The 18,631-nt window shown below is 68.4% G+C and carries 18 protein-coding genes; 11 read left to right on the top strand and 7 right to left on the bottom strand.

Going from position 1 to position 18,631, the window contains the following annotated elements; translation table 11 throughout:
• Positions 1-36: 36 nt before the first annotated feature.
• On the bottom strand, positions 37-903 hold the full coding sequence (locus QIT00_RS30005; protein ID WP_282538580.1) for a tyrosinase family protein: 867 nt from the start codon (positions 901-903) through the stop codon (positions 37-39).
• The gene (locus QIT00_RS30000) at positions 887-1,270 is read right to left on the bottom strand and encodes a tyrosinase family oxidase copper chaperone (RefSeq protein ID WP_282538595.1); all 384 of its coding nucleotides are present in this window, start codon (positions 1,268-1,270) and stop codon (positions 887-889) included. The genes QIT00_RS30005 and QIT00_RS30000 overlap by 17 nt, the downstream gene beginning before the upstream one ends.
• Before the next feature lie 237 nt (positions 1,271-1,507).
• Between QIT00_RS30000 and QIT00_RS29995 the strand changes: the two genes are divergently transcribed.
• From QIT00_RS29995 to QIT00_RS29960, 8 genes are all read left to right on the top strand, one after another.
• Positions 1,508-2,083, top strand: coding sequence for an SRPBCC family protein (locus QIT00_RS29995; RefSeq protein ID WP_282538579.1), 576 nt, complete (start codon positions 1,508-1,510; stop codon positions 2,081-2,083).
• A 90-nt stretch (positions 2,084-2,173) separates the two neighbouring features.
• Positions 2,174-2,650, top strand: coding sequence for a MauE/DoxX family redox-associated membrane protein (locus QIT00_RS29990; protein WP_282538578.1), 477 nt, complete (start codon positions 2,174-2,176; stop codon positions 2,648-2,650).
• The gene (locus QIT00_RS29985; RefSeq protein WP_282538577.1) at positions 2,647-4,245 is read left to right on the top strand and encodes a radical SAM protein; all 1,599 of its coding nucleotides are present in this window, start codon (positions 2,647-2,649) and stop codon (positions 4,243-4,245) included. The genes QIT00_RS29990 and QIT00_RS29985 overlap by 4 nt, the downstream gene beginning before the upstream one ends.
• The gene (locus tag QIT00_RS29980; RefSeq protein ID WP_282538576.1) at positions 4,242-5,060 is read left to right on the top strand and encodes a class I SAM-dependent methyltransferase; all 819 of its coding nucleotides are present in this window, start codon (positions 4,242-4,244) and stop codon (positions 5,058-5,060) included. Before QIT00_RS29985 ends, QIT00_RS29980 begins: the two co-directional genes overlap by 4 nt.
• A gap of 82 nt (positions 5,061-5,142) precedes the next feature.
• Positions 5,143-5,628 (top strand): hypothetical protein, encoded by a 486-nt coding sequence (locus QIT00_RS29975; RefSeq protein WP_282538575.1) that lies wholly within the window; start codon positions 5,143-5,145, stop codon positions 5,626-5,628.
• Between the two features lie 191 nt (positions 5,629-5,819).
• Positions 5,820-6,542, top strand: a complete 723-nt coding sequence (locus QIT00_RS29970; protein WP_282538574.1) for a Crp/Fnr family transcriptional regulator — start codon at positions 5,820-5,822, stop codon at positions 6,540-6,542.
• Positions 6,543-6,629: 87 nt separating this feature from the next.
• Complete coding sequence (locus QIT00_RS29965) at positions 6,630-7,217, top strand: redoxin family protein (RefSeq protein ID WP_282538573.1); 588 nt, start codon at positions 6,630-6,632, stop codon at positions 7,215-7,217.
• A 6-nt stretch (positions 7,218-7,223) separates the two neighbouring features.
• Positions 7,224-8,111: a cytochrome c biogenesis CcdA family protein gene (locus QIT00_RS29960; protein ID WP_282538572.1), complete on the top strand. Its 888-nt coding sequence runs from the start codon at positions 7,224-7,226 to the stop codon at positions 8,109-8,111.
• 10 nt (positions 8,112-8,121) lie between these two features.
• Here the strand turns inward: QIT00_RS29960 and QIT00_RS29955 are convergent, their stop codons facing one another.
• The 5 genes from QIT00_RS29955 to QIT00_RS29935 all read right to left on the bottom strand — a co-directional run bounded on the left by QIT00_RS29955 (position 8,122) and on the right by QIT00_RS29935 (position 15,253).
• Positions 8,122-8,418 carry a hypothetical protein gene (locus QIT00_RS29955; RefSeq protein WP_282538571.1) on the bottom strand — a complete coding sequence of 99 codons (297 nt, stop codon included), beginning with the start codon at positions 8,416-8,418 and terminating at the stop codon, positions 8,122-8,124.
• Between the two features lie 1,740 nt (positions 8,419-10,158).
• A complete protein-coding gene (locus QIT00_RS29950) occupies positions 10,159-10,704 on the bottom strand; it encodes a hypothetical protein (protein ID WP_282538570.1) in 546 nt (181 codons plus the stop codon).
• 32 nt (positions 10,705-10,736) lie between these two features.
• Positions 10,737-12,893, bottom strand: a complete 2,157-nt coding sequence (locus QIT00_RS29945) for a DUF6571 family protein (RefSeq protein WP_282538569.1) — start codon at positions 12,891-12,893, stop codon at positions 10,737-10,739.
• A 13-nt stretch (positions 12,894-12,906) separates the two neighbouring features.
• Positions 12,907-13,419, bottom strand: a complete 513-nt coding sequence (locus QIT00_RS29940; protein WP_282538568.1) for a hypothetical protein — start codon at positions 13,417-13,419, stop codon at positions 12,907-12,909.
• 553 nt (positions 13,420-13,972) lie between these two features.
• Complete coding sequence (locus QIT00_RS29935; protein WP_282538567.1) at positions 13,973-15,253, bottom strand: cation:proton antiporter; 1,281 nt, start codon at positions 15,251-15,253, stop codon at positions 13,973-13,975.
• Positions 15,254-15,546: 293 nt separating this feature from the next.
• On the opposite strand from QIT00_RS29935, the gene QIT00_RS29930 reads away from it, so the two are divergent.
• From QIT00_RS29930 to QIT00_RS29920, 3 genes are read left to right on the top strand one after another with little or no spacing between them, the layout of a single operon-like run.
• Positions 15,547-17,448 carry a potassium channel family protein gene (locus QIT00_RS29930; RefSeq protein WP_282538566.1) on the top strand — a complete coding sequence of 634 codons (1,902 nt, stop codon included), beginning with the start codon at positions 15,547-15,549 and terminating at the stop codon, positions 17,446-17,448.
• A 50-nt stretch (positions 17,449-17,498) separates the two neighbouring features.
• Positions 17,499-18,335 carry an alpha/beta fold hydrolase gene (locus QIT00_RS29925; protein ID WP_282538565.1) on the top strand — a complete coding sequence of 279 codons (837 nt, stop codon included), beginning with the start codon at positions 17,499-17,501 and terminating at the stop codon, positions 18,333-18,335.
• A 31-nt stretch (positions 18,336-18,366) separates the two neighbouring features.
• Positions 18,367-18,630, top strand: a complete 264-nt coding sequence (locus QIT00_RS29920) for a tryptophan-rich sensory protein (protein ID WP_349017214.1) — start codon at positions 18,367-18,369, stop codon at positions 18,628-18,630.
• The last annotated feature ends 1 nt before the right edge of the window (position 18,631 follow it).

Below are 18,631 nucleotides of genomic sequence, written 5' to 3'. Positions count from 1 at the left end.
CGAAGTCCCCTCGGCCCGCGGGCCGAGGGGACTTTGTCATTGGTACCGGTAGATCCGGCGGTGATCGAGCATCCGCTCGGGTTCCACACCCCAGGGCCCCATGGGCTCGCCCCGTGCCGCCACCCGCCGAAACTGCGGATCACCTGGCGGAGGGGGGCTGCTCGGCTCGTACCCCGCCCGGGGATTGCGCTGCTGCCAGCGGGACCAGAGAAGGTCGACGTACGAGTGGTGCAGCCAGAAGATCGGGTCGTTCACCGAGGCGCCCCCGAGCATGAGCCCTCCGACCCACCGGTGCACACGGTTATGGATCAGGAATCGGGTGTCGCCGCGCCCCGGCCCCCAGCCCTCCAGCGCGTTGCGGAATCCGGACCGGCTCGTGGAGTTCCAGGGCGCGACGTCGTACGTCTTCTCCCGCATCACACGGTCCAACTGGGCCTTGGTGGGCAGTGACAGAGGATCTCGGGGGCGGCCCAGGTCCCGGGCCAGAAAACGGTCCTCGGTCATGGAGTAGCGCACGCGCCAGCGCCCCTCGGAGTAGGCGAAAGGCCCGCTCATGACCTGGAGGTCGCGCCGGCGTCCGCTGCCGCCCATGAAGTCGGAATTCCACACGCCCGCGGACGGCCTGCGGTCCCGGGTCCAATTCCAGTACGGCACGGTCACCGACGAGTCGATCCTGCGCAGCGCGCGCTCGAATTCGAGCAGGAACTTCCGGTGCCAGGGCAGGAAGGTCGGCGCCATATGTGCGAGCCGGAGGCGGTCTTCACCGTCGGACACGTAGTAGTCGATGTGCACGCGGACGAATTCGTCGTATTCCCCGGACCGTTTGAGATCCAGTACGGCGTTGACGAACCTTCGGCGCTCGGTCCTGCTCAGATCGCGCACGTCCTTACGCGTGTACACCATGCGTGCCCCCTTCCGCACCGCCGCCGTGCGCCGCGGCATAGCGGCTCAGCCGGGCGGATCCCAGCACGTCAACTGCCGCACGGGCAGCGGAGACCGGCGTAGGGCAGGACTGATAGTGGTCGATCGGAGTGACGTATCCCCCATCGGCGCAGCGCATGAGATGCAGTGGCCGTCGATCGATGAGCAGCTGCGGAACACCACCGGATCCGGCGACCACTTGGATCCGGCGCCCCCGGTACCACTCGTCGAAGTCAAGGCTCGTACCACTGCCCTTGTCCGGCACAGCCCCGTGACGGGAATGGCGTACGGCGAGGAATGCGGCGGGGAGTGCGACCAGGGAACGGACGAGCACACGGCGCGAAGGCATCATGAGCAACTCCTGTCGTCGAGACGAGAATGCTAGACGGAGCGCATCACGGAGAAGGGAATGCGTTGATCTGGCGATTCGCAGCGCGCGGCGCCGGTGCACAGGAAGACATACGGCTCCGGAGATCGGCCGGACCGCCGCTGCTCATGCATAGCGTCATCACAACCCGGGAATGTCCAGGTTCCGGCGCGGAGGAGGAGTATGGACAGTCGATGGCAACCAGGCGGAGGCCGCTTCGTGACCGGCCGCCGCCTTGCCCGAGCGGCAGCGTGGACTGCGGGCGCCGCAGCCGTTGCCGCGGGCAGCTACGCGGGTCTGGTCTCCGGTGCGCTGCCTGTCGACCTGGGGGTGGGTCGGCGCGTCCGGCGGCTCGGGCCGCAGACGGTGGACTTGGCGGCTCCCCGGGATGTCGTCTTCGACGTGATTGCCCAGCCGTACCTGGGGCGGACGACGCGGACGATGCGGGAGAAGGTGCGGGTTCTGGAACGCGGGAGTGACATGGTGCTCGCCGCCCACTACACGCCTGTCGGCGGCGGACGGAAGGCCGTCACCGTGGAGACGGTCCGGTTCCTCCGACCCGAGCGCATCGACTTCCGCCTGGTGCGCGGCCCGGTACCGCACGTCGTCGAGTCCTTCACCTTGACCGAGCACGCCGCGGGGACCCGCCTGGTCTATGAGGGAGAGCTCGGCACCGACCTGTGGGCGCTCGGGCAGCGCTGGGGGCATGTGGTGGCCGGACGCTGGGAGGAGACTGTCGCGGCGTCGCTGGCCTTGGTGGCGAAGGAGGCCGAACGGCGAACCTGCTGTTCATGATCCGGACCAGGTTGCCGCAGGCGCGGCAGGTTGCTCTTCGGTGAGCGCGCTTACAGTCGCCGGCAGCGCCGCGGGCCTAGCGTCGGGTTCATGGTGCTGCGGATCGTGCTGGGCGCGCTGTGCGTCGCGATGGCGGCCGGGCAGATTGCGTCCTTTCGGCAGATGCCCGGGATTCTGGCCGGGTACGGGCTGGTCGCCGGCTCGGGTGCGACGGCGCTCGCCGTGGCACTGGTCGCGGGCGAGCTGGTGTGCGGGGTGTGGTTTCTGGCTCGCCCACGGTCCCGCACGATGGCGCCGGTATGGGTGTTCACCGCCGTCGCCGTGGTGTGGGCGCTGCTGGCAGCACAGGCGTACGCACGCGGGCTCGCTGTCGCCAACTGCGGCTGCTTCGGGATCTACCTGGCCCAGAGCCTGAGCTGGTTCGTGCTGGTCGAGGACGCACTCCTGCTGTTCTACGCCGGACTGCTCATCCGCGTACCAGGTGATACGCCACGGCACCGCCAGGACCGTGCGAACCGCCGACCGGGTCGCGGAACCCGGCCGAGACCGATGGGAGGACTGAGATGACCCAGGCATCCACGCCGGGGCGCAAGGTGGACCGCGATGAGGTCTTCGTAGAGTTCACCAAGTCGATCTGCCCCGTGTGCAAGACGCCCGTCGACGCCCAGGTCAACATCCGCGAGAACAAGGTGTACCTGCGCAAACGCTGCACAGCGCACGGGCAGTTCGAGGCGCTCGTGTACGGCGACGCCGAGGAGTACCTGTCGTCGGCCCGCTTCAACAAGCCCGGCACCCTTCCCCTCACCTTCCAGACCGACGTGCGGGACGGTTGCCCGAGCGACTGCGGACTGTGCCCGGAGCACAAGCAGCACGCCTGCCTGGGGATCATCGAGGTCAACACCGGCTGCAACTTGGACTGCCCGATCTGCTTCGCCGACTCCGGCCACCAGAGATGGGGGTCCCCCCGCTCGAGCGAAGCCGAGAGTGGGGGAGGCTACTCGATCACGCATGAGCAGTGCGCACGGATGCTGGACGTGTTCGTGGAGTCCGAGGGCGAAGCGGAGGTGGTGATGTTCTCCGGCGGCGAGCCCACCATCCACCGGCACATCCTGGATTTCATCGACCTCGCGCAGGCCCGGCCCATCAGGAACGTCAGTCTCAACACCAACGGCATCCGCCTCGCCACCGACCGGGCCTTCGTCGCCGAACTGGGCACGCGCGACCAGGTGCCGGACAGGTCGGTGAACGTCTACCTCCAGTTCGACGGCTTCGACGAGCGCACCCACCGGGAGATCCGGGGTCGGGACCTGCGGACGTTCAAGCAGCGCGCGTTGGACAACTGTGCCGAGGCCGGACTGACCGTCACCCTCGTGGCGGCCGTCGAGCGCGACCTGAACGAGCACGAAGTCGGCGCCATCATCGAGTACGGCATCGACCACCCCGCCGTACGCTCGGTGGTCTTCCAGCCCGTCACCCACTCGGGGCGGCATGTGCAGTTCGACCCGCTGAACCGGCTCACCAACCCCGACGTCATCGAACTGATCAGCAGTCAGCGCCCGGAGTGGTTTCAGAAGGGCGACTTCTTCCCCGTCCCCTGCTGCTTCCCCACCTGCCGGTCGGTCACCTACCTCCTGGTCGACGGCGAGCCCGGCAACCGGACCGTGGTCCCCATCCCACGGCTGCTGAACGTCGAGGACTACCTCGACTACGTCACCAACCGCGTCCTGCCCGATCCCGGCGTCCGCGAGGCCCTGGAGAAGCTGTGGTCGGCTTCCGCGTTCATGGGTACCGCGACGACCGAGGAGAAGCTGCGGGCGACCGCCGAGGCCCTGGACTGCGCGGATTCCTGCGGCATCGATCTCCCCTCCGCCGTCAAGGACTTGAACGACAAGGCGTTCATGGTCGTGGTGCAGGACTTCCAGGACCCTTACACACTCAACGTCAAGCAGCTGATGAAGTGCTGCGTCGAGGAGATCACGCCCGACGGGCGCCTCATTCCGTTCTGCGCCTACAACTCTGTCGGCTACCGCGAACAGATCCGGTCCCAGATGTCCGGCGTGCCCGTCGCACAGGTCGTTCCGAACGCCCTGCCGCTCGCGGACCGGCTCACCACGACGCCGTACGGCTCGAAAGCGGCCCGTACGGAAGGGGACGTCCGGTGAGCACGGACCGCGAAGACGTCAAAGCCTGCTGCGCCGACGCCTACGCGAGGGATGTCGTCGCCCTGCTGCTCGGCGACTCCTACCACCCCGGCGGCACGGCCCTCACCCGCCGCCTCGCAGGCGGGCTGGGGCTCGCCCCGGACAGCCGCGTGCTGGATGTGGCCTCCGGCCGGGGCACCACCGCGCTCATGCTCGCCGCTGCTTACGGCGTCCGGGCCGAGGGCGTCGACTACTCCGCCGCCAACACGGCTCTCGCCCGAGGAGCGGCCCAGGCCGCGGGACTCGCGGGGCGGGCCGTGTTCGTCACGGGAGACGCGGAGCATCTGCCCTACGCACACGGCGTGTTCGACGCGGTGGTGTGCGAATGCGCGATGTGTACGTTCCCTGCCAAGGCGCAGGCCGCCGCCGAGTTCGCCCGCGTGCTGCGCCCCGGTGGGCGGGTCGGCATCACCGACGTCACCGCGGTCCCGGAGAGACTTCCACCGGAGCTGGGCGGGTTGGGTGCGCGTATCGCCTGCGTCGCCGACGCCCGCCCGCTCGACGAGTACGCCGACATCCTGGCCGGTGCGGGCCTGCGCGTCATCACCACCGAACGCCACGACCGGGCCATGCTCCGGATGGTCGACCAGATCGAGGCAAGGCTGAACCTGCTGCGCATCACCGCCCCGGCCAGACTCGCCGACGCGGGACTGAACCTGGACGCGGCCCCAGCCGTCCTGAACGCGGCACGCACAGCGGTTGCCGACGGCACGCTCGGCTATGCGCTGCTGACCGCCGTGAAGTCGCGACGGGATGATCTACCGCCGGGTACGTAAGCCCCCTCACATACCTGCCCCACCCAACGGTCATAGCGTCAAGGCGGAAACAGACACCACCGAACGGGAAGAGGGGCTCACCATGGCAACCACCATGCAGGTATCCCCGAGCACAGCCGCCCTCCCGGTCCATGCGGCATGGGGTGGCGCGGCCGGACTGGTCGGCGGGGTCGGGATGGGCATCTGGATGTCGGTGTCGAGGCCGATGATGGACACCGCGATGATCACCATGGTCGCCGGCCTCCTCGGCTCGGCCAACGCCTTCGTCGGCTGGCTGATACACCTGTCCATCGCCACCTTCGCGGGCATCACCTTCGGCGCTCTGCTCGGCCAGTTCGCCCGACGCCTCGCGCCCGCCGTCGTCCTCGGTCTCGTCTATGGCGCGGTGTGGTGGTGCGTCGGCGCACTGTGGATCATGCCCGCGAACATGGGCATGCCGGTGTTCGACTGGAACGAGGTCACCAGCTCCAGCCTCGGGGCCCACCTGGTGTTCGGGCTGCTCGCCGGAGTGACGTTCGCGGTGATCGCCCAGCAGGCGGGCAAGCAGCGTACGGGCCCGGCCGGGTAATGAGCCCTCGGCCGTCCGCGTCAATGCCCGGCCCCCGTGGTCGACGGCCGGGAGCACCACCGCGCCGAATGGGCGACGACGGCACGGCGGTGCCCTACTGTCTGGCCGACAGTGCCGATGCGCTGGCCGACCCGGCGTGGGGCACCGCGCCCTCACCTTGGGCACCGGGACGACGCGAGGAGACGTACGCAATGATCGACGCCGGTACGGACGACGCCGGGGACGCGCACGGGGCCTGGTGCATGGCCGAGGTCGACATCTTCTGCGACCTTTCCGAGCGGGAGATGGCGGCCATCGCCACCGCCGCGCCGATGAAGACCTACAACGCCGGCGAGATCCTCTACTCGCCCGCCCAGCCCAGCGAGGTGCTGTTCATCCTCAAGGAAGGCAGGGTCCGCATCTTCCGCGTCTCCGCCGACGGCCGGGCGCTCACCACCGCGATCATCGCCCCGGGCACGATCTTCGGCGAGATGCTCCTGCTCGGGCAGCACATGTACGACAGCTATGCCGAAGCTCTCGACGACGTCACCGTCTGCGTGATGAGCCGCGCCGACGTGAACCGCCTGCTGCTGACCGACGCCCGGATCGCCGCCCGTATCACCGCCATCCTCGGCCGCCGACTCGCCGACCTCGAACAGCGCCTGTCCGACAGCGTCTTCAAGACCGTCGCGCAACGCGTCGCCACCACCCTCGACACCCTCGCGACCGCGCAGCCCCCGGCGAGCCTCCTGCGGCCCGGCGGACGCCACCCGCAGATCGCCCTCACTCACGAGCAGCTTGCCGCCCTCGCCGGCACCTCCCGCGAAACCTGCACCAAGGTGCTGCACGACTACGCCGACCAAGGGCTGCTCCGCCTCGCCCGCGGCCGCATCACCGTCCTCGACACGGCCAGGCTCAAGGACGCCGCAGGCTGACGTCACCGAACCGTAAGGCCACACACCACTCACCTGCCGGGCCTGGTGGATCTACAGTCACACCGTCCCGACACACAGGAGTCCGCCATGCGTGCCCGCACCCTCCTCCCGGCCATCCTGGCCGCCGCCCTGCTCACCGCCACCGGATGCGGAACGCAGGACGGCTCCGGCTCCTCCGGCGACGAGGCTGCCGCGCCGTCGAAGGCGTCGTCCCCCGCGCGGCAGACCGCCCCCTCCGACAGCGCGGAGACAGGCGCTGGCACGGAGGTGCCCGAGGCGTTGAAGTTCACCGGCAGGACCGTGGACGGCAAGCCCTTCGACGCCAGGACCCTCGCGGGCAAGCCCACCGTGCTGTGGTTCTGGGCGCCCTGGTGCCCGAAATGCCGCGCACAGGCCACCGAGACCGCGAAGGTCGCCGCCGACTACACGGGCAAGGCCAACGTCATCGGTGTCGCGGGCCTCGACAAGAACGCCGCCATGAAGGACTTCGTATCCGAAACCAGGACCGGCACCTTCCCCCACCTGTCCGACGAGGCGGGTGAGATCTGGAAGCGGTTCGAGATCACCGAACAGAGCGTCTACGTCATCCTCGACAAGAACGGCAAGACCGTCTACCGCGGTGTGCTCCCAGAAGGCAAGGGGCTCGCCGACAAGGTCGACCGGCTCGCCGACTGAACCGCCATGTCCGACCTGCCCCTGGCCCTCGCCCTCTCGGCGGGCATGCTCGCCGCCGTCAACCCGTGCGGATTCGCCCTGCTGCCCGCCTACCTGTCGATCCTTGTCCTGGGCGACGACTCGCCCACCCGTACCGCAGCCGTCGGCCGCGCCCTGGCCGCGACCGCCGCCATGACGGCCGGGTTCACCGCCGTATTCGCTCTGTTCGGCCTGGCCGTCGCCCCGGTCGCGGGTCAGGTCCAGCAGCATCTGCCCTGGTTCACCATCGGCTTCGGCACGCTGCTCGCCCTAGTCGGCGCCTGGCTCCTCGCCGGACGCAGCCTGCCTACCCTTCTGCCCAAACTCCGCCGCGCCCCCGCGGTCACCCGCTCTCTCCCCTCCATGGCCCTCTTCGGCGCCGCCTACGCCATCGCCTCGCTGGGCTGCACCATCGCCCCGTTCCTGGCCATCGTGGTCTCCGCGTTCCGCAGTGGATCCACAGCCGAGGGGGTGGTGCTGTTCGGGGCGTACGCGGCCGGCATGGGCGTGATCGTCGGCGCCGCCGCCCTCACTGTGGCGCTGACCCGCACCGCACGAGTAGGCGGGCTCCGCCGCCTCGGCGCTGTCGCCTCCCGTCTCGGAGGCTGCCTGCTGCTCCTTGTCGGCGCGTATGTGGCCTACTACGGCTGGTACGAGATCCGTGTGTTGCGCGGAGGCAGCGTCGCCGACCCCGTGATCGACGCGGCGGGAACCGCGCAACGGTGGCTGGCGGAGGGCCTGAACAGCATCGGCGTGCCGTGGATCACGGTAGTGCTCGCTCTGCTGCTGCTCACTGCTCTGATGCTCCACCGCCGCAGAGCCCGCCGGGATTCCGGCCCCACCGACGAGAAGGCGGCACGGCAGCCACACCTCTGACTCACCAGGCCTACTTCACGCTCTTCCTGCCGTTGACCAGTTTGGTGATGTACTTTTCGCCGTCTGCGTACGCGAGGTCGTGGGTGTAGTTCTCGGAGACATACTGCCGACGGCCGGTTTCCATGTCGGTGACTGTGACCCGGAACCCCAAGGCGCTGCACCCGCTCCTGAAGGGGACCCCGACGCCCATCAAGCCCTCAGCCACATCAACGACAAACCGATCGCGGCTGACCGACCCGTCCACCACCGAACTCCGGTTGCGGCCGATCCCGAGCCTGAACGGCCCGATTCCTATGGTGCGGCGCATGGCGCCTCCCTGGATGCACGTGAATTCTACGCCCGAAGAGCCCGAAGAGAGGGTCGTGAGCTTTCAGGCGCGGACGTCCCGCTGCTGTAGTTCCTTGAGGACCGCAAGAAACGGTGGACAAGTGGCTGGCCCACTTCTTCAGCCGGATTCTGTAGGCGATGCCATCGGCGGCGAACCCGACCGCCACGAGGACCAGCGCGCTCATCAGCGGCCCCGCGGCGCCCTCCTTCGCCGTGCTCCACGAACCGGCGAAGGCCGAGCACACTGCTACGAGGGCAGCAGTGTGGAAGATGATTGCGGGTCGGCGAAGGGATTGGCTGCGGAGGGCGGCCAGTTCGACAGGACGTAGCTGCTGAACGTATCCGCGGACGCCTCCACCTCCTACGGCCTCACCGTCCGCTACGAGCGGGTCCGGAGCATCTTGGGTCCAGCCCCGCACGTAGCGGCCGTCGTCAAGGGCCAGAACCGCCGGGGCGGTCCAGCCTGCGTGGGTGACGGTGGTGGCCGGGGCCCAGTACAGCCAGCCCTGCCTTGAGTCCAGTGCAGTCGAAAGAGCCTCGGCGTCCACGGGAGACTCGAGGAAGAGCGTTCTTTCCCTCGTACCCGAGTTGAGCCTCAGGGCTCCGGCCCGCCGCGGGATCCGACGATCTGCGATCTGACGGTGCGGCGGAGTTCCGCGAAGGTTGGCCGGGTCGAAGTCCACATGCGCGCGCAACGGAGGGGGCATGTGCGTGCCGGCTGCGCCCCCTGCCACGACCACACGCACGGCTCGCGCCGCACCGGCCTGGCATGCCTCTACGACACGGGTGGCCGCCTGGGCACCTTCCCGTTCCTTGGCATGGCCGAATAGAGCTGCCCAGAAAACGATAGCCCCAGCAACGAACACCCAGCGGAACACAGCCCCACCGGCGTCGGGTGGTCTGTCGACAACAGCAGCGGCAAAGGCCCACTCCACTGCCAGGAAGAGGGGCACGACCGAGGCCGCCACGATGGCCACAGTCAGGAATCGGTCCTTGGACAGGGGCCAGGAATCCAAGAGGCGGATGGCGCTCGGACGCGGAGGTCCAGTGCCTGGCGGCACCTGTCCCGCCATCGCATGCCCACGGCGCACATTGCGGATCCGCAGCAAGAGGCCGACGCACCCCACGGCGACGCAGGCGAGTACATCCGACCGCGGCGCGGGCTTCGCCATGCCGAGCGCCATGCACTCCGTCGCGCCAGCAACACCGCACCACACCAGGACCTGCGGGAGCAATCCCCGTGGCTCCGCCCTGTCCAAATTCCCCTCCCGTGATGAATTCTCGTGATCCCGGTCCGCTGATACTCACGTGACCTACGGGCACTTGGATGGATCCCTCGTGCACCGCAGCTGTTCCTTGGTCCTCGCCGTGGCCCAGATGTCGACGATCCGCGTGCTGTCGTCCGTTGGGAACTGGGGGCGGCCCGCCTCTACTTGCCGCACCGCGTCGCGCTGCCAACTGGCCGCGATGTGCTGGGCGGGATCAGTCCTGTAGGCGGGAGGGCTGCTCATGGTCGGCCTGATACTGCCGCCCAGCGCGCGCTGCAGGGACTTGTCGGACATCAGGGAGTCACACGTGGACGCGTCACCTTCTGTGGTCTCCGGGTGCTGCGGGGATGTTCATCGGGCGACCCGCGCTTCCACAGCGTGGGAGAGGGGCACGGTCGTCGCCAGTGCATCGCCGTCTCGTGCCTTTGTGGCTGCCTTCTTGATCGTGTCCGCTACTGCTTGCACTTGGCGGCCGCTGTGGCGGGGATGTAGTCCCGCAGGAACGCTTGAAGGTGTGCACGCCTGGCCGTCGGATCCTCGGGATTCAGCGCCCACTTGCCCAACCCGACTTCGGTGACAAGGTAGGGGTACTTCGAGGAGGCGGCCTCAGTGGACTCGCATCGCATCACGACCAGTGCTCCTTCGTCCCCGGTGGCGGCGCTGGTGACGGGCCCGCCCAACTGAAGCGAGTCAAGGTTCCTGTAGTGCAGACCGCGATCGGCTTCGACGACAGCATCGGACTTCTCGGCTTCCCGGTCCTGGCTGATCGACAAGTACTTGGCGTTGCCGTACTCCTCCCTGTCGACATACACGTGGCACTGCTCGCCGACATCTCGGGTCTCTCCGACTTCGGCACGGCTCTGCTCTTCCAGGGTGCCGCCTGGCGGCAACAGGGGCTTTACGGCGGATTCCTTGGCCTCGACGCCGCAGATCTTCTTCGGAATGGGGTAGTTCTGGGCCGAATCGTCGCCCGAGCAGCCGACGATGAGTGCGAGCATGCTGACTGCCGCCGTGGCGCGATACCGAGTTCTCATGATCCGTTGCCTGCCATCCGGCGGGCTGCCGCGTTGCCGTCGTTCGCCGCACTGACGAACTTGTCGACCGTCGTGTACCTCGAATCCCCGTTGACCGCCTCGGGGTTCTCGGCCCGCCAATGATCGGCCAGGGCGGTAAGGCGCCCTTCCCGGCCATCGTTGGTCGCCATGTTGTCGCGCGCCAGACCGGCGTCGATGCGTGCGTTCTCCTCTTCGAGCCACTTCGTCGTGAGTACGTCCACGCCGCGCTGCGCGGCATCACCGGCATGCGGGATGAAGTTCACGACGCCGCCCCACGTGTGGTAGTCCCATTTGGCCTCCCACATGGCTTTGCTCTTCTCGTCGTCGGCGTCCATCTTGAGCGCCTGGTAACGAGCCTCTTCGAGAAAGCCGATCGTGTTTCCGGCCCGCCTCCAGGTCTCCTCCGCCCCACCCTCGTTGGTGTTGATGTCATGGACGATCTCGCGGTTGATGCCGTCCTGGAGTGTGCCGTAGGCGTGCTGGTCCCGTGAGATCTGTTTCGCCACCTCCAGCACCTCGCCTCGCTTCAGAGGGCTCTCGCCGTCGCTGTGCGCGCTGGTCGCCTGATGCACGTCGTCGCCCCAGTTGCCCATGACCTGAGCCATGGGGGTGCGCAGCTGTGGCGGGAAGTCGTTTCCTTCGGCGGACAGGTGCTTCAACGAGGCTTCGAACACGCGGCGGTTGGAGTCCGAGTGCTCGACGTATCCACCTCCAGAATTCGCGGGGTCGATGCCCGTGGCCCCGGCGGTCAGAGCCGCAGCGAGCCCCTCCCTCGTATGCGGGTCCTCGATGTCGCTGCCCCTGAGGGGGTCCCCGAAAATGCTGTCGGGGTCATGGGGGTTGCACATCGCCGGGTTCCCGTCGACGACATTCCAGTCCCGCTCCCGCGTCAGGTATTCGAGCCTGTCGTTGGACTGCTTCTTGTCGTCGTCGGGGTTCGGGTCGTTCTGCGGGTCGAGGAAAGTGGCAGCGGCTTCGGGGTTGCGGCTCATGACCTGCAGGAGCCCGTCCATCGGGTCGTTGGAGAAGTACTCCTCGTGTTTGTTGAGGAATGTCTTGTGCACGTCCCAGTTGTCGTCCCCGTCGTCCGCCTTCTCGGCGGCGATGATGTCGTCCCCGAGGTCGTGCAGGAAACGCTCGGAGTAGCCGTCTCCGTGCTGCATGAGCGTGACCAGGGACTGATAGCCCCGCACCTCCTCGCCCTGCCACTCGTAACGCTTCATTCCGGCCTCTTCCATGCCGGCCCGCCACTTCTTGTACGTGGCCGAGTCCGGATCGCGGGTGCCGGTGGCGATGGCGTTGGCGAGGCCCTGCTGAATTCCCGTGTACTGCTGCCGGTTGCCCTTGTCCGTGTCGTACGCGAGGTCGTTGAGCTGGTTCGTGAGCTTGATTGCGTTCTCCGGACCGACCTTGTCGAGCAGCATCTTGCTGAATTCGGGGTCCTTCTGGTTGTGCTTCATCAAGCGTTCGAGCTCCTTGAGCTCGGCGCGGGAGAGTTCGTCGCCCTTCTCGACCTTGTTGAGAAGCCTGGTGGCGCGCTGGGACTCGTCCTGGTCGACGGACTTCACGGTCTTGTCGTTGAAGCCCTCGTCGCCGCCCTTGCCGGTGTTGCGCTTCAAGGCGATGGCGGCGGACTGGTCCGCGTTCGTGGCGGCCACCAGGATGAAGCCGATCCGGGCCTGCCAGCGCAGGACTTTCTCCTCGTTCTCGGACGGCAGCACGCCGCCCGGCCCGCGCCGTTCGTCGCCCTTCTCGTCCGGGTCGCGCAGCGTCACCTTGCCGGTGCCGCTGATGACGACGCCTTCCTTCTTGGCGTCCGCGGTGAGCTGGTGCAGGTCTGTCTTGTACTTGCGCAGCTCGTCGTACGCGTCCTGCAGGACGGCTCGGATGCCCTTCGCCTCGACGACGGCGTCGCTGAACTCCTTGTTGGCGTTCGCGACTTGGACCTGGGCGTACACGGAGGTTCCGTCGATGCTGGTCCAGCCGGCCTGGTCGAAGGGCTTGACCACGCCGTCGTTGTACGCCTGGTCCCACTCCTGGTAGCGGCGGATGACGTCGCTCCAGCGGTCGACGGCGGTGCTGATCGATTCGACGTCGAGGTGGTAGAGCTGCTCGTAGGCGACTGTGCTCACGGGAATTCTCCTGTCACCCGAAGTCGGAAATCGTTGCGCGAACGGAGTTCATCTCGGCCTCGTTCGCCGATTCCGTACGGGTCTGGTTGTGCGCGGTCGTGATGCACTTCTCGCCGATGTCGGCGCAGATCCGGGTGAGGCGCTTGGCCTGCTTGTCCCAGGTCTCCATGGTGTCGAAGAGGGCGACACCCAGGTCGCCGCCCCACAGGTCGCCGCACAGCGATCCCGCGGCGGCCGTGATCTCCGGGTCGTCGCCGACATCGCCGTTCGAGTGCACCAGACTGGCGAGTTGGTTGGCGTTCTCACCGGCGCGGTTGAGGGCGGCAGGGTCGTTCACTCCGCTGAAGCCGTTGGACTGCACGCCACCGGAGCCGCCGCTGCTGCCGCCGGCCATGGTCTGGATCCCGTTGTAGTGGAAGCCGGGATCTACGGCGGTGCCCGGAGCGGGATCGCGGTCACGCACATCCGCCGTACGTTCTGCCGCCCCGATCGGCGCGCCCTCCCCGCGCTCTGATGAGGCGGACATCGGCTGCAGGCCACCGGTACCGGAACCAGGACCAGGACCAGGACCAGAGGGCACGCCCGGTGCGGGGTCGAGGTCACGCACGTCGGCGGGCCGATCCGGCGGTGGGAGTCGGACCGTGCTCACATGTTCCGCCTCCGCTGCGGACATGGGTTGCAGGCCACCCGGGTTGAACTGGAAACCTGGATCAGCGACCTCAGGCGCGGACCGTAGATCCTGCACGTCCAACGGCTCGTCGGGTGGTGGCATGTGATGCGCTGCACGCGGGTCCGGGCCTGTGTTCGGCGCGGATATCGGACGCACGTCATCCATTTCGGAACTCACGATCCCCCTTGTACGCACGTGCCACCGAGTCCCGGGCGGCACGCTCTGAGCCAGCTAGAACGGCGTTTTGACTTCGAGCAGACGGAAACGCCTCTCCGTCGTCGCGCAGATTATGACTCGTCACCGAGCCCCACCATGCCTGTACTCGGCAACATAGTTGCAGATCAGATGACTCCAACGGCCCCTTTGCCGCTCTGTGGGGAGCGGGTGGGCGACGCATGGTGCACCCTCCTCACGCATCTGCACGGCTGTCCTTCTCGCGGTGCGCTGCGGACGCCGCACGAACCGCGGTGGGTTCGACCGGCTCCCTCCTCACCTCGCACCGGCCCCCGGGAATCCCGGCGAGCTCGTCGACGTGGAAGAGGCGGGCGATGGGTACGTCGGTACTGCTGTGGGCGATGATCGACACCGCGATGCAGACCGCGATCAGGGTGAACGCCTCCTGACCCTGCGGGATCCCGGCCTGCAGGACGAGCAGTCCGTACACCACCGAGGCGAAGCCCTTGGGGCCGAACCAGGCGGCGACCAGCTTCTCGCGGCGCTCGAAGCGCGTACCGATGAGGGAGAGCAGCAGCGAGGCAGGGCGGATCAGGGCGATGGCCAGGACTACCGCGACGTAGCCGCCGAACGAGAGGTCGGCGAAGAGCTGCGGCGTCAGCAGCGCGCCGAACACCAACAGGGCCGCGAACTTGGCGAGTTCCGCAAGCGCCTCACCGAGCGGCTCGAACGCCGACTTCGCCTCCGGTGACACGGCCGTGAGGACCGCGCCCGCGGAGAAGGCCGCCAGATACGGGTTGGCGTGGGTGAGGTGGCACAGGCCGTAGAGGATCACGCCGATCGCCAGCGGCAGCAGCGGCTGCAGCTTCGGCTCCGCGCCGAGCAGCCGGAAGCGTACGAGGGCGTTGACGAGCAGCGGCAGCAGGATGCCGAAGGCCAGGCCGAGGAACAGCTCCAGGGCGATCTTGGCCGGGTCGGTCTGGGCGTTCCCCGAGGTGGGCCCGGCGGCGGCGAGGAAGATCAGCACCACCGGCAGGGCGAGACCGTCGTTGATGCCGGACTCCACGTTCAGCAACTGCCTCAGCTTGGACGGCACTTCCTTGCGGCTCACGATCGCCGACGCGAACACCGGGTCGGTCGGCGCCAGCACAGCCCCGACCAGGAACGACGTCGTCCAGTCCAGACCCACCAAGTAGTGCGTGACGAGCGCCGTCCCGATGAAGGCGAGCGGCATGCCGAGACCCAGCGCACGGGCCGGGTTCTTCCAGTTGGCCCGCAGCTTCGGGAACGAGACATGCATGCCGTCGGTGAACAGGACGGCGAACAGGGCGAGATCGGCGGTGACGGACACGATCTCGCTGTCCGGGGTGATGTGGATGAGGCCCAGGAACCCGTCGCTGACGATCGCGCCGCCGACGAGGAACAACAGCGAGGTGGAAAGCACCGTACGGGCGGCGAGCCCGGACAGCAGCACCGCTGTCAGCAGTGCGACTCCGAAGACAGCAACCAGCACCATGACGTACGCCCCCGATCGGCAAAGACACTTGTCCCTGAACCGCCGACCAGACTTCCCGGCACACCACGGTGGACTTTACACATTGCATACGCGGCATTGACAGGACGCTGACAGGCACCCAAGGGGCCGCGGGACTTCCGGAACCCGGCAGCGGCGAGCCCGGACGAGCCATGGTCCGGGCATCCCCCACCGTTTCCGGCGCCCCTCTTGGAACCAACCGGCAGCTTCGGGCACTCTTCGTGACCGTGCCAGCACTCCCGCGCCAACCTCAGTCAAGTCCCGTCGCAGGCCACATGATTGTCTGCGGTGACGACGCGCTGGCCGAACGCCTCGCCACCGAGCTGCACGAGGTCTACGGCGAGCGCGTGACCCTGGTGCTGCCGCCCTCGGCCGGCAACCTGTCCCAGCCGGTGGCCGGCCTGGGCCGAGCCACCGCGCTGCTCGGCCGCATGTCGTCTTCCGTCATGGGACGTACCGTCGTCAGCGGTAGCAGGACAACAGCCACTGCCTCGCCGCGCGTTGTCGAGGCGGCGGAGCTCAGCGGTTCCGCGCTGCTGGAAGTAGGTGCCCGGCATGCCGCGGCGCTCGCGCTCGTTCATGACGACGACGAGACGAACATCCGCGTCGCTCTCGCGGCCCGCCGCCTCAACCCCCGTCTGCGCCTGGTGATCAGGCTCTACAACCGCAAGCTCGGCCAGCACCTCGAAGAGCTCCTCGACCAGGCCGCCGTCGTCGCCGCACCCGACATGGACCTCGCAACCCTGGACGCCTCCACGACCGTGCTGTCGGACGCCGACACCGCGGCACCGGCCCTCGCGGCCACCGCGATCGCCGGAACCAGCAAGGTCGTTCAGGCCGACGGGCTCCTGCTGCGGGCCGTCGAGCGCATGCCCTCGGGCCGTGGCGAGGTCCCCGAACCGGGGCTGTGCACGCTCGCGTTGCTCTCCGCCACCAGCAACGACCCAGCGGGTGCGGAAGGTTCGGACAACAGCGGTGACGAGGGCCCTCAACTCCTCCCCGACGACCGCGCTGTGACGATGGCCACCGGCCGCGGAACGGTCGTCCTGGAGACCGTGTCCCACACCGGACCGACGCTGCCACCGGGCCGCCTGGCCCGCCGAACCGCGCCCCTCGGCCAGCTCTTCTCCCGCAGGCTGCGCTGGTCCCTCCTCGGCCTGATGGCCTGCGTGGTCGCTCTGGCGGTCGCCTCTTGGATCACCACCGACGATCCGCCCCTGCACGCCGCCTACATCACCCTGCTCGACCTCTTCGCCATCAACGACCCCGCGACCGACGCGGAAGCCGGCCGACAGGTCCTTCAACTCCTCGCTGGATTCGCCGGGTTACTGCTCTTGCCCGTCCTGCTCGCCGCAGCCCTGGAAGCCCTCGGCACCTTCCGCAGCGCCTCCGCCCTCCGACGCCCGCCACGCGGTCTCTCCGGGCACGTCGTCCTGCTCGGCCTCGGCAAGATCGGCACGCGCGTACTGCACCGGCTGCGCGAACTCGACATCCCCGTGGTCTGCGTCGAAGAAGACCCGGAAGCCCGCGGCATCACTCTCGCCCGGCGCCTGCGCGTACCCGTCGTCCTGGGCGACGTCACCGACGAAGGCGTCCTCGAAGCGGCCAAGATCCACCGCGCCCACGCCCTCCTCGCCCTCACCAGCACGGACACCACCAACCTGGAAGCCGCGCTGTACGCCCGCTCGGTCAAGACCGACCTCCGGGTCGCCCTGCGCCTGTACGACGACGACTTCGCCACCGCCGTCTACCGCACCCTGCGCAGCGCCCACCCCCAGGCCCTCACCCGCAGCCGCAGCGTCACCTCGCTCGCCGCACCCGCGTTCGCCGGAGCCATGATGGGCCGCCAGATCCTCGGCGCCATCCCCGTCGAACGCCGCGTCCTGGTCTTCGCCGCCCTCCAGGTCGCAGGCCACCCCCAGCTGGAGGGCCGCACGGTCGCCGAGGCGTTCCACCCAGGGCGGTGGCGGGTCCTCGCCCTCGACATCACCGACCCCGTCGAGCGCATGCCCGACCTGGCAACCACACCCTCCCCGGACGACGAGCATGCCCCGGGCCTGGTGTGGAACACCGACCCCCGTTACGTACTCAAGGCACAGGACCGCGTCGTCCTGGCCGCCACCCGCCAGGGCCTCGCGGAGCTCCTCGGCCGACACCCGGCACCCCGGCCACGGTGAGGGTGCGAAGCCAGGTCTTGCCGAAGAGCGCCGCGCGACATACTCGCCCGATGGCTTCGATCTATCGCAGTGAGGCAGGCCAACAGCTCGTCCGGCGCTGGTGTGCGGACCAGCTCGACCGGTGGCCCGTTCCGCACGAGCGGACGACGGTGGCGGCCGCGGAGGCATCCACGCACGCGGTGTCCGCCGGCTCCGGGCCCGGGACCGTGGTGTTCGTCGCCGGGACCAACTTCAACGCCTCCTCCTCTCTGCCGCTGGCCACGGCCCTCGTCGAGGCGGGCCACCGGGTCGTGCTCCTGGACGTACCAGGACAGCCCGGCCTCAGCAGCGGGGAATGCCCCCGCGGCGGATTGCCGTGGTACGGCGCCTGGTTGAGCGAGGCGCTGGAGCAGCTCCATACCGGGCGTGTCACGGTGTTGGGGCACTCCCTCGGCGCGGGAATCGCGCTGTCGAGCGAGTCGCCTCTCGTCGACCGGCTCGTCCTCGTCTCTCCCGGCGGCCTGACGAGGCTGCGAGTCACGCCCAAAGTGCTTGCTGCATCCGCAACGTGGTATTTGCGGCCGACCGAGGCGCACAGCGCGAGGTTGCTCCGAGCCATGCACGCGCCGGGCCACGAGCCGCGTGCCGAGCTGGTGGAGTGGATGACGCTCATCGCCCGCCACGCACGCTCCAGTGCGTCCCCCGGCAAGGCTCCACTGCCCTCAACACCGCGTCAGAGTCTGGCCGTTGTGGGGGAGCACGACACGTTCATGCCGCCGCGCATCCTCGCCCCGGCGGTCCGTACGGCAGTCGGCACCGACCTGCACGTGATCGCCGATGCCGGTCATCTCGTCGTCGAGGAACATCCTCAGTTGGTGGCCGGATTGGTGGACACTGTGACCCCTTAGCCAGCATGCGCCACGGCGACACCTCCTCCGGCTGTCCCGCAGCCCGCGTAGGCAGTGCTCGCGCAGCACCCCGGGGTTCCTGCTGGTCGGCAACGAGGCATGGAATGGGCTCTTCTTCGGCCGCCGCAGCCCCCGGGCGGGCTTCGTCGGCATGATCGCGTTCGCTGTCCCGTTGCTCGCGCTGCTGGCTGTTGTCGCCGAAGATCCGCTGTCGCTGATTCTCGTCGGCATCTACTTCGCGTGGGTGCTCTACGACATCGCATGGACCCGCGCACTGTGGCGGCTCGACGCCTGAC

The sequence above is a fragment of the Streptomyces luteolus genome (assembly GCF_029968015.1).
GTDB lineage: Bacteria > Actinomycetota > Actinomycetes > Streptomycetales > Streptomycetaceae > Streptomyces > Streptomyces luteolus.
This window is presented reverse-complemented; position numbering and strand designations above follow the sequence as displayed.

Excerpts from the sequence above, each read along its gene's own strand:
- QIT00_RS30005 (WP_282538580.1), bottom strand. The coding sequence starts at position 903 with ATGGTGTACACGCGTAAGGACGTGCGCGATCTGAGCAGGACCGAGCGC.
- QIT00_RS30000 (WP_282538595.1), bottom strand. The coding sequence starts at position 1,270 with ATGCCTTCGCGCCGTGTGCTCGTCCGTTCCCTGGTCGCACTCCCCGCC.
- QIT00_RS29990 (WP_282538578.1), top strand. The coding sequence starts at position 2,174 with ATGGTGCTGCGGATCGTGCTGGGCGCGCTGTGCGTCGCGATGGCGGCC.
- QIT00_RS29985 (WP_282538577.1), top strand. The coding sequence starts at position 2,647 with ATGACCCAGGCATCCACGCCGGGGCGCAAGGTGGACCGCGATGAGGTC.
- QIT00_RS29975 (WP_282538575.1), top strand. The coding sequence starts at position 5,143 with ATGGCAACCACCATGCAGGTATCCCCGAGCACAGCCGCCCTCCCGGTC.
- QIT00_RS29970 (WP_282538574.1), top strand. The coding sequence starts at position 5,820 with ATGATCGACGCCGGTACGGACGACGCCGGGGACGCGCACGGGGCCTGG.
- QIT00_RS29965 (WP_282538573.1), top strand. The coding sequence starts at position 6,630 with ATGCGTGCCCGCACCCTCCTCCCGGCCATCCTGGCCGCCGCCCTGCTC.
- QIT00_RS29960 (WP_282538572.1), top strand. The coding sequence starts at position 7,224 with ATGTCCGACCTGCCCCTGGCCCTCGCCCTCTCGGCGGGCATGCTCGCC.
- QIT00_RS29955 (WP_282538571.1), bottom strand. The coding sequence starts at position 8,418 with ATGCGCCGCACCATAGGAATCGGGCCGTTCAGGCTCGGGATCGGCCGC.
- QIT00_RS29950 (WP_282538570.1), bottom strand. The coding sequence starts at position 10,704 with ATGCTCGCACTCATCGTCGGCTGCTCGGGCGACGATTCGGCCCAGAAC.
- QIT00_RS29940 (WP_282538568.1), bottom strand. The coding sequence starts at position 13,419 with ATGTCCGCCTCATCAGAGCGCGGGGAGGGCGCGCCGATCGGGGCGGCA.
- QIT00_RS29935 (WP_282538567.1), bottom strand. The coding sequence starts at position 15,253 with ATGGTGCTGGTTGCTGTCTTCGGAGTCGCACTGCTGACAGCGGTGCTG.
- QIT00_RS29930 (WP_282538566.1), top strand. The coding sequence starts at position 15,547 with ATGATTGTCTGCGGTGACGACGCGCTGGCCGAACGCCTCGCCACCGAG.
- QIT00_RS29925 (WP_282538565.1), top strand. The coding sequence starts at position 17,499 with ATGGCTTCGATCTATCGCAGTGAGGCAGGCCAACAGCTCGTCCGGCGC.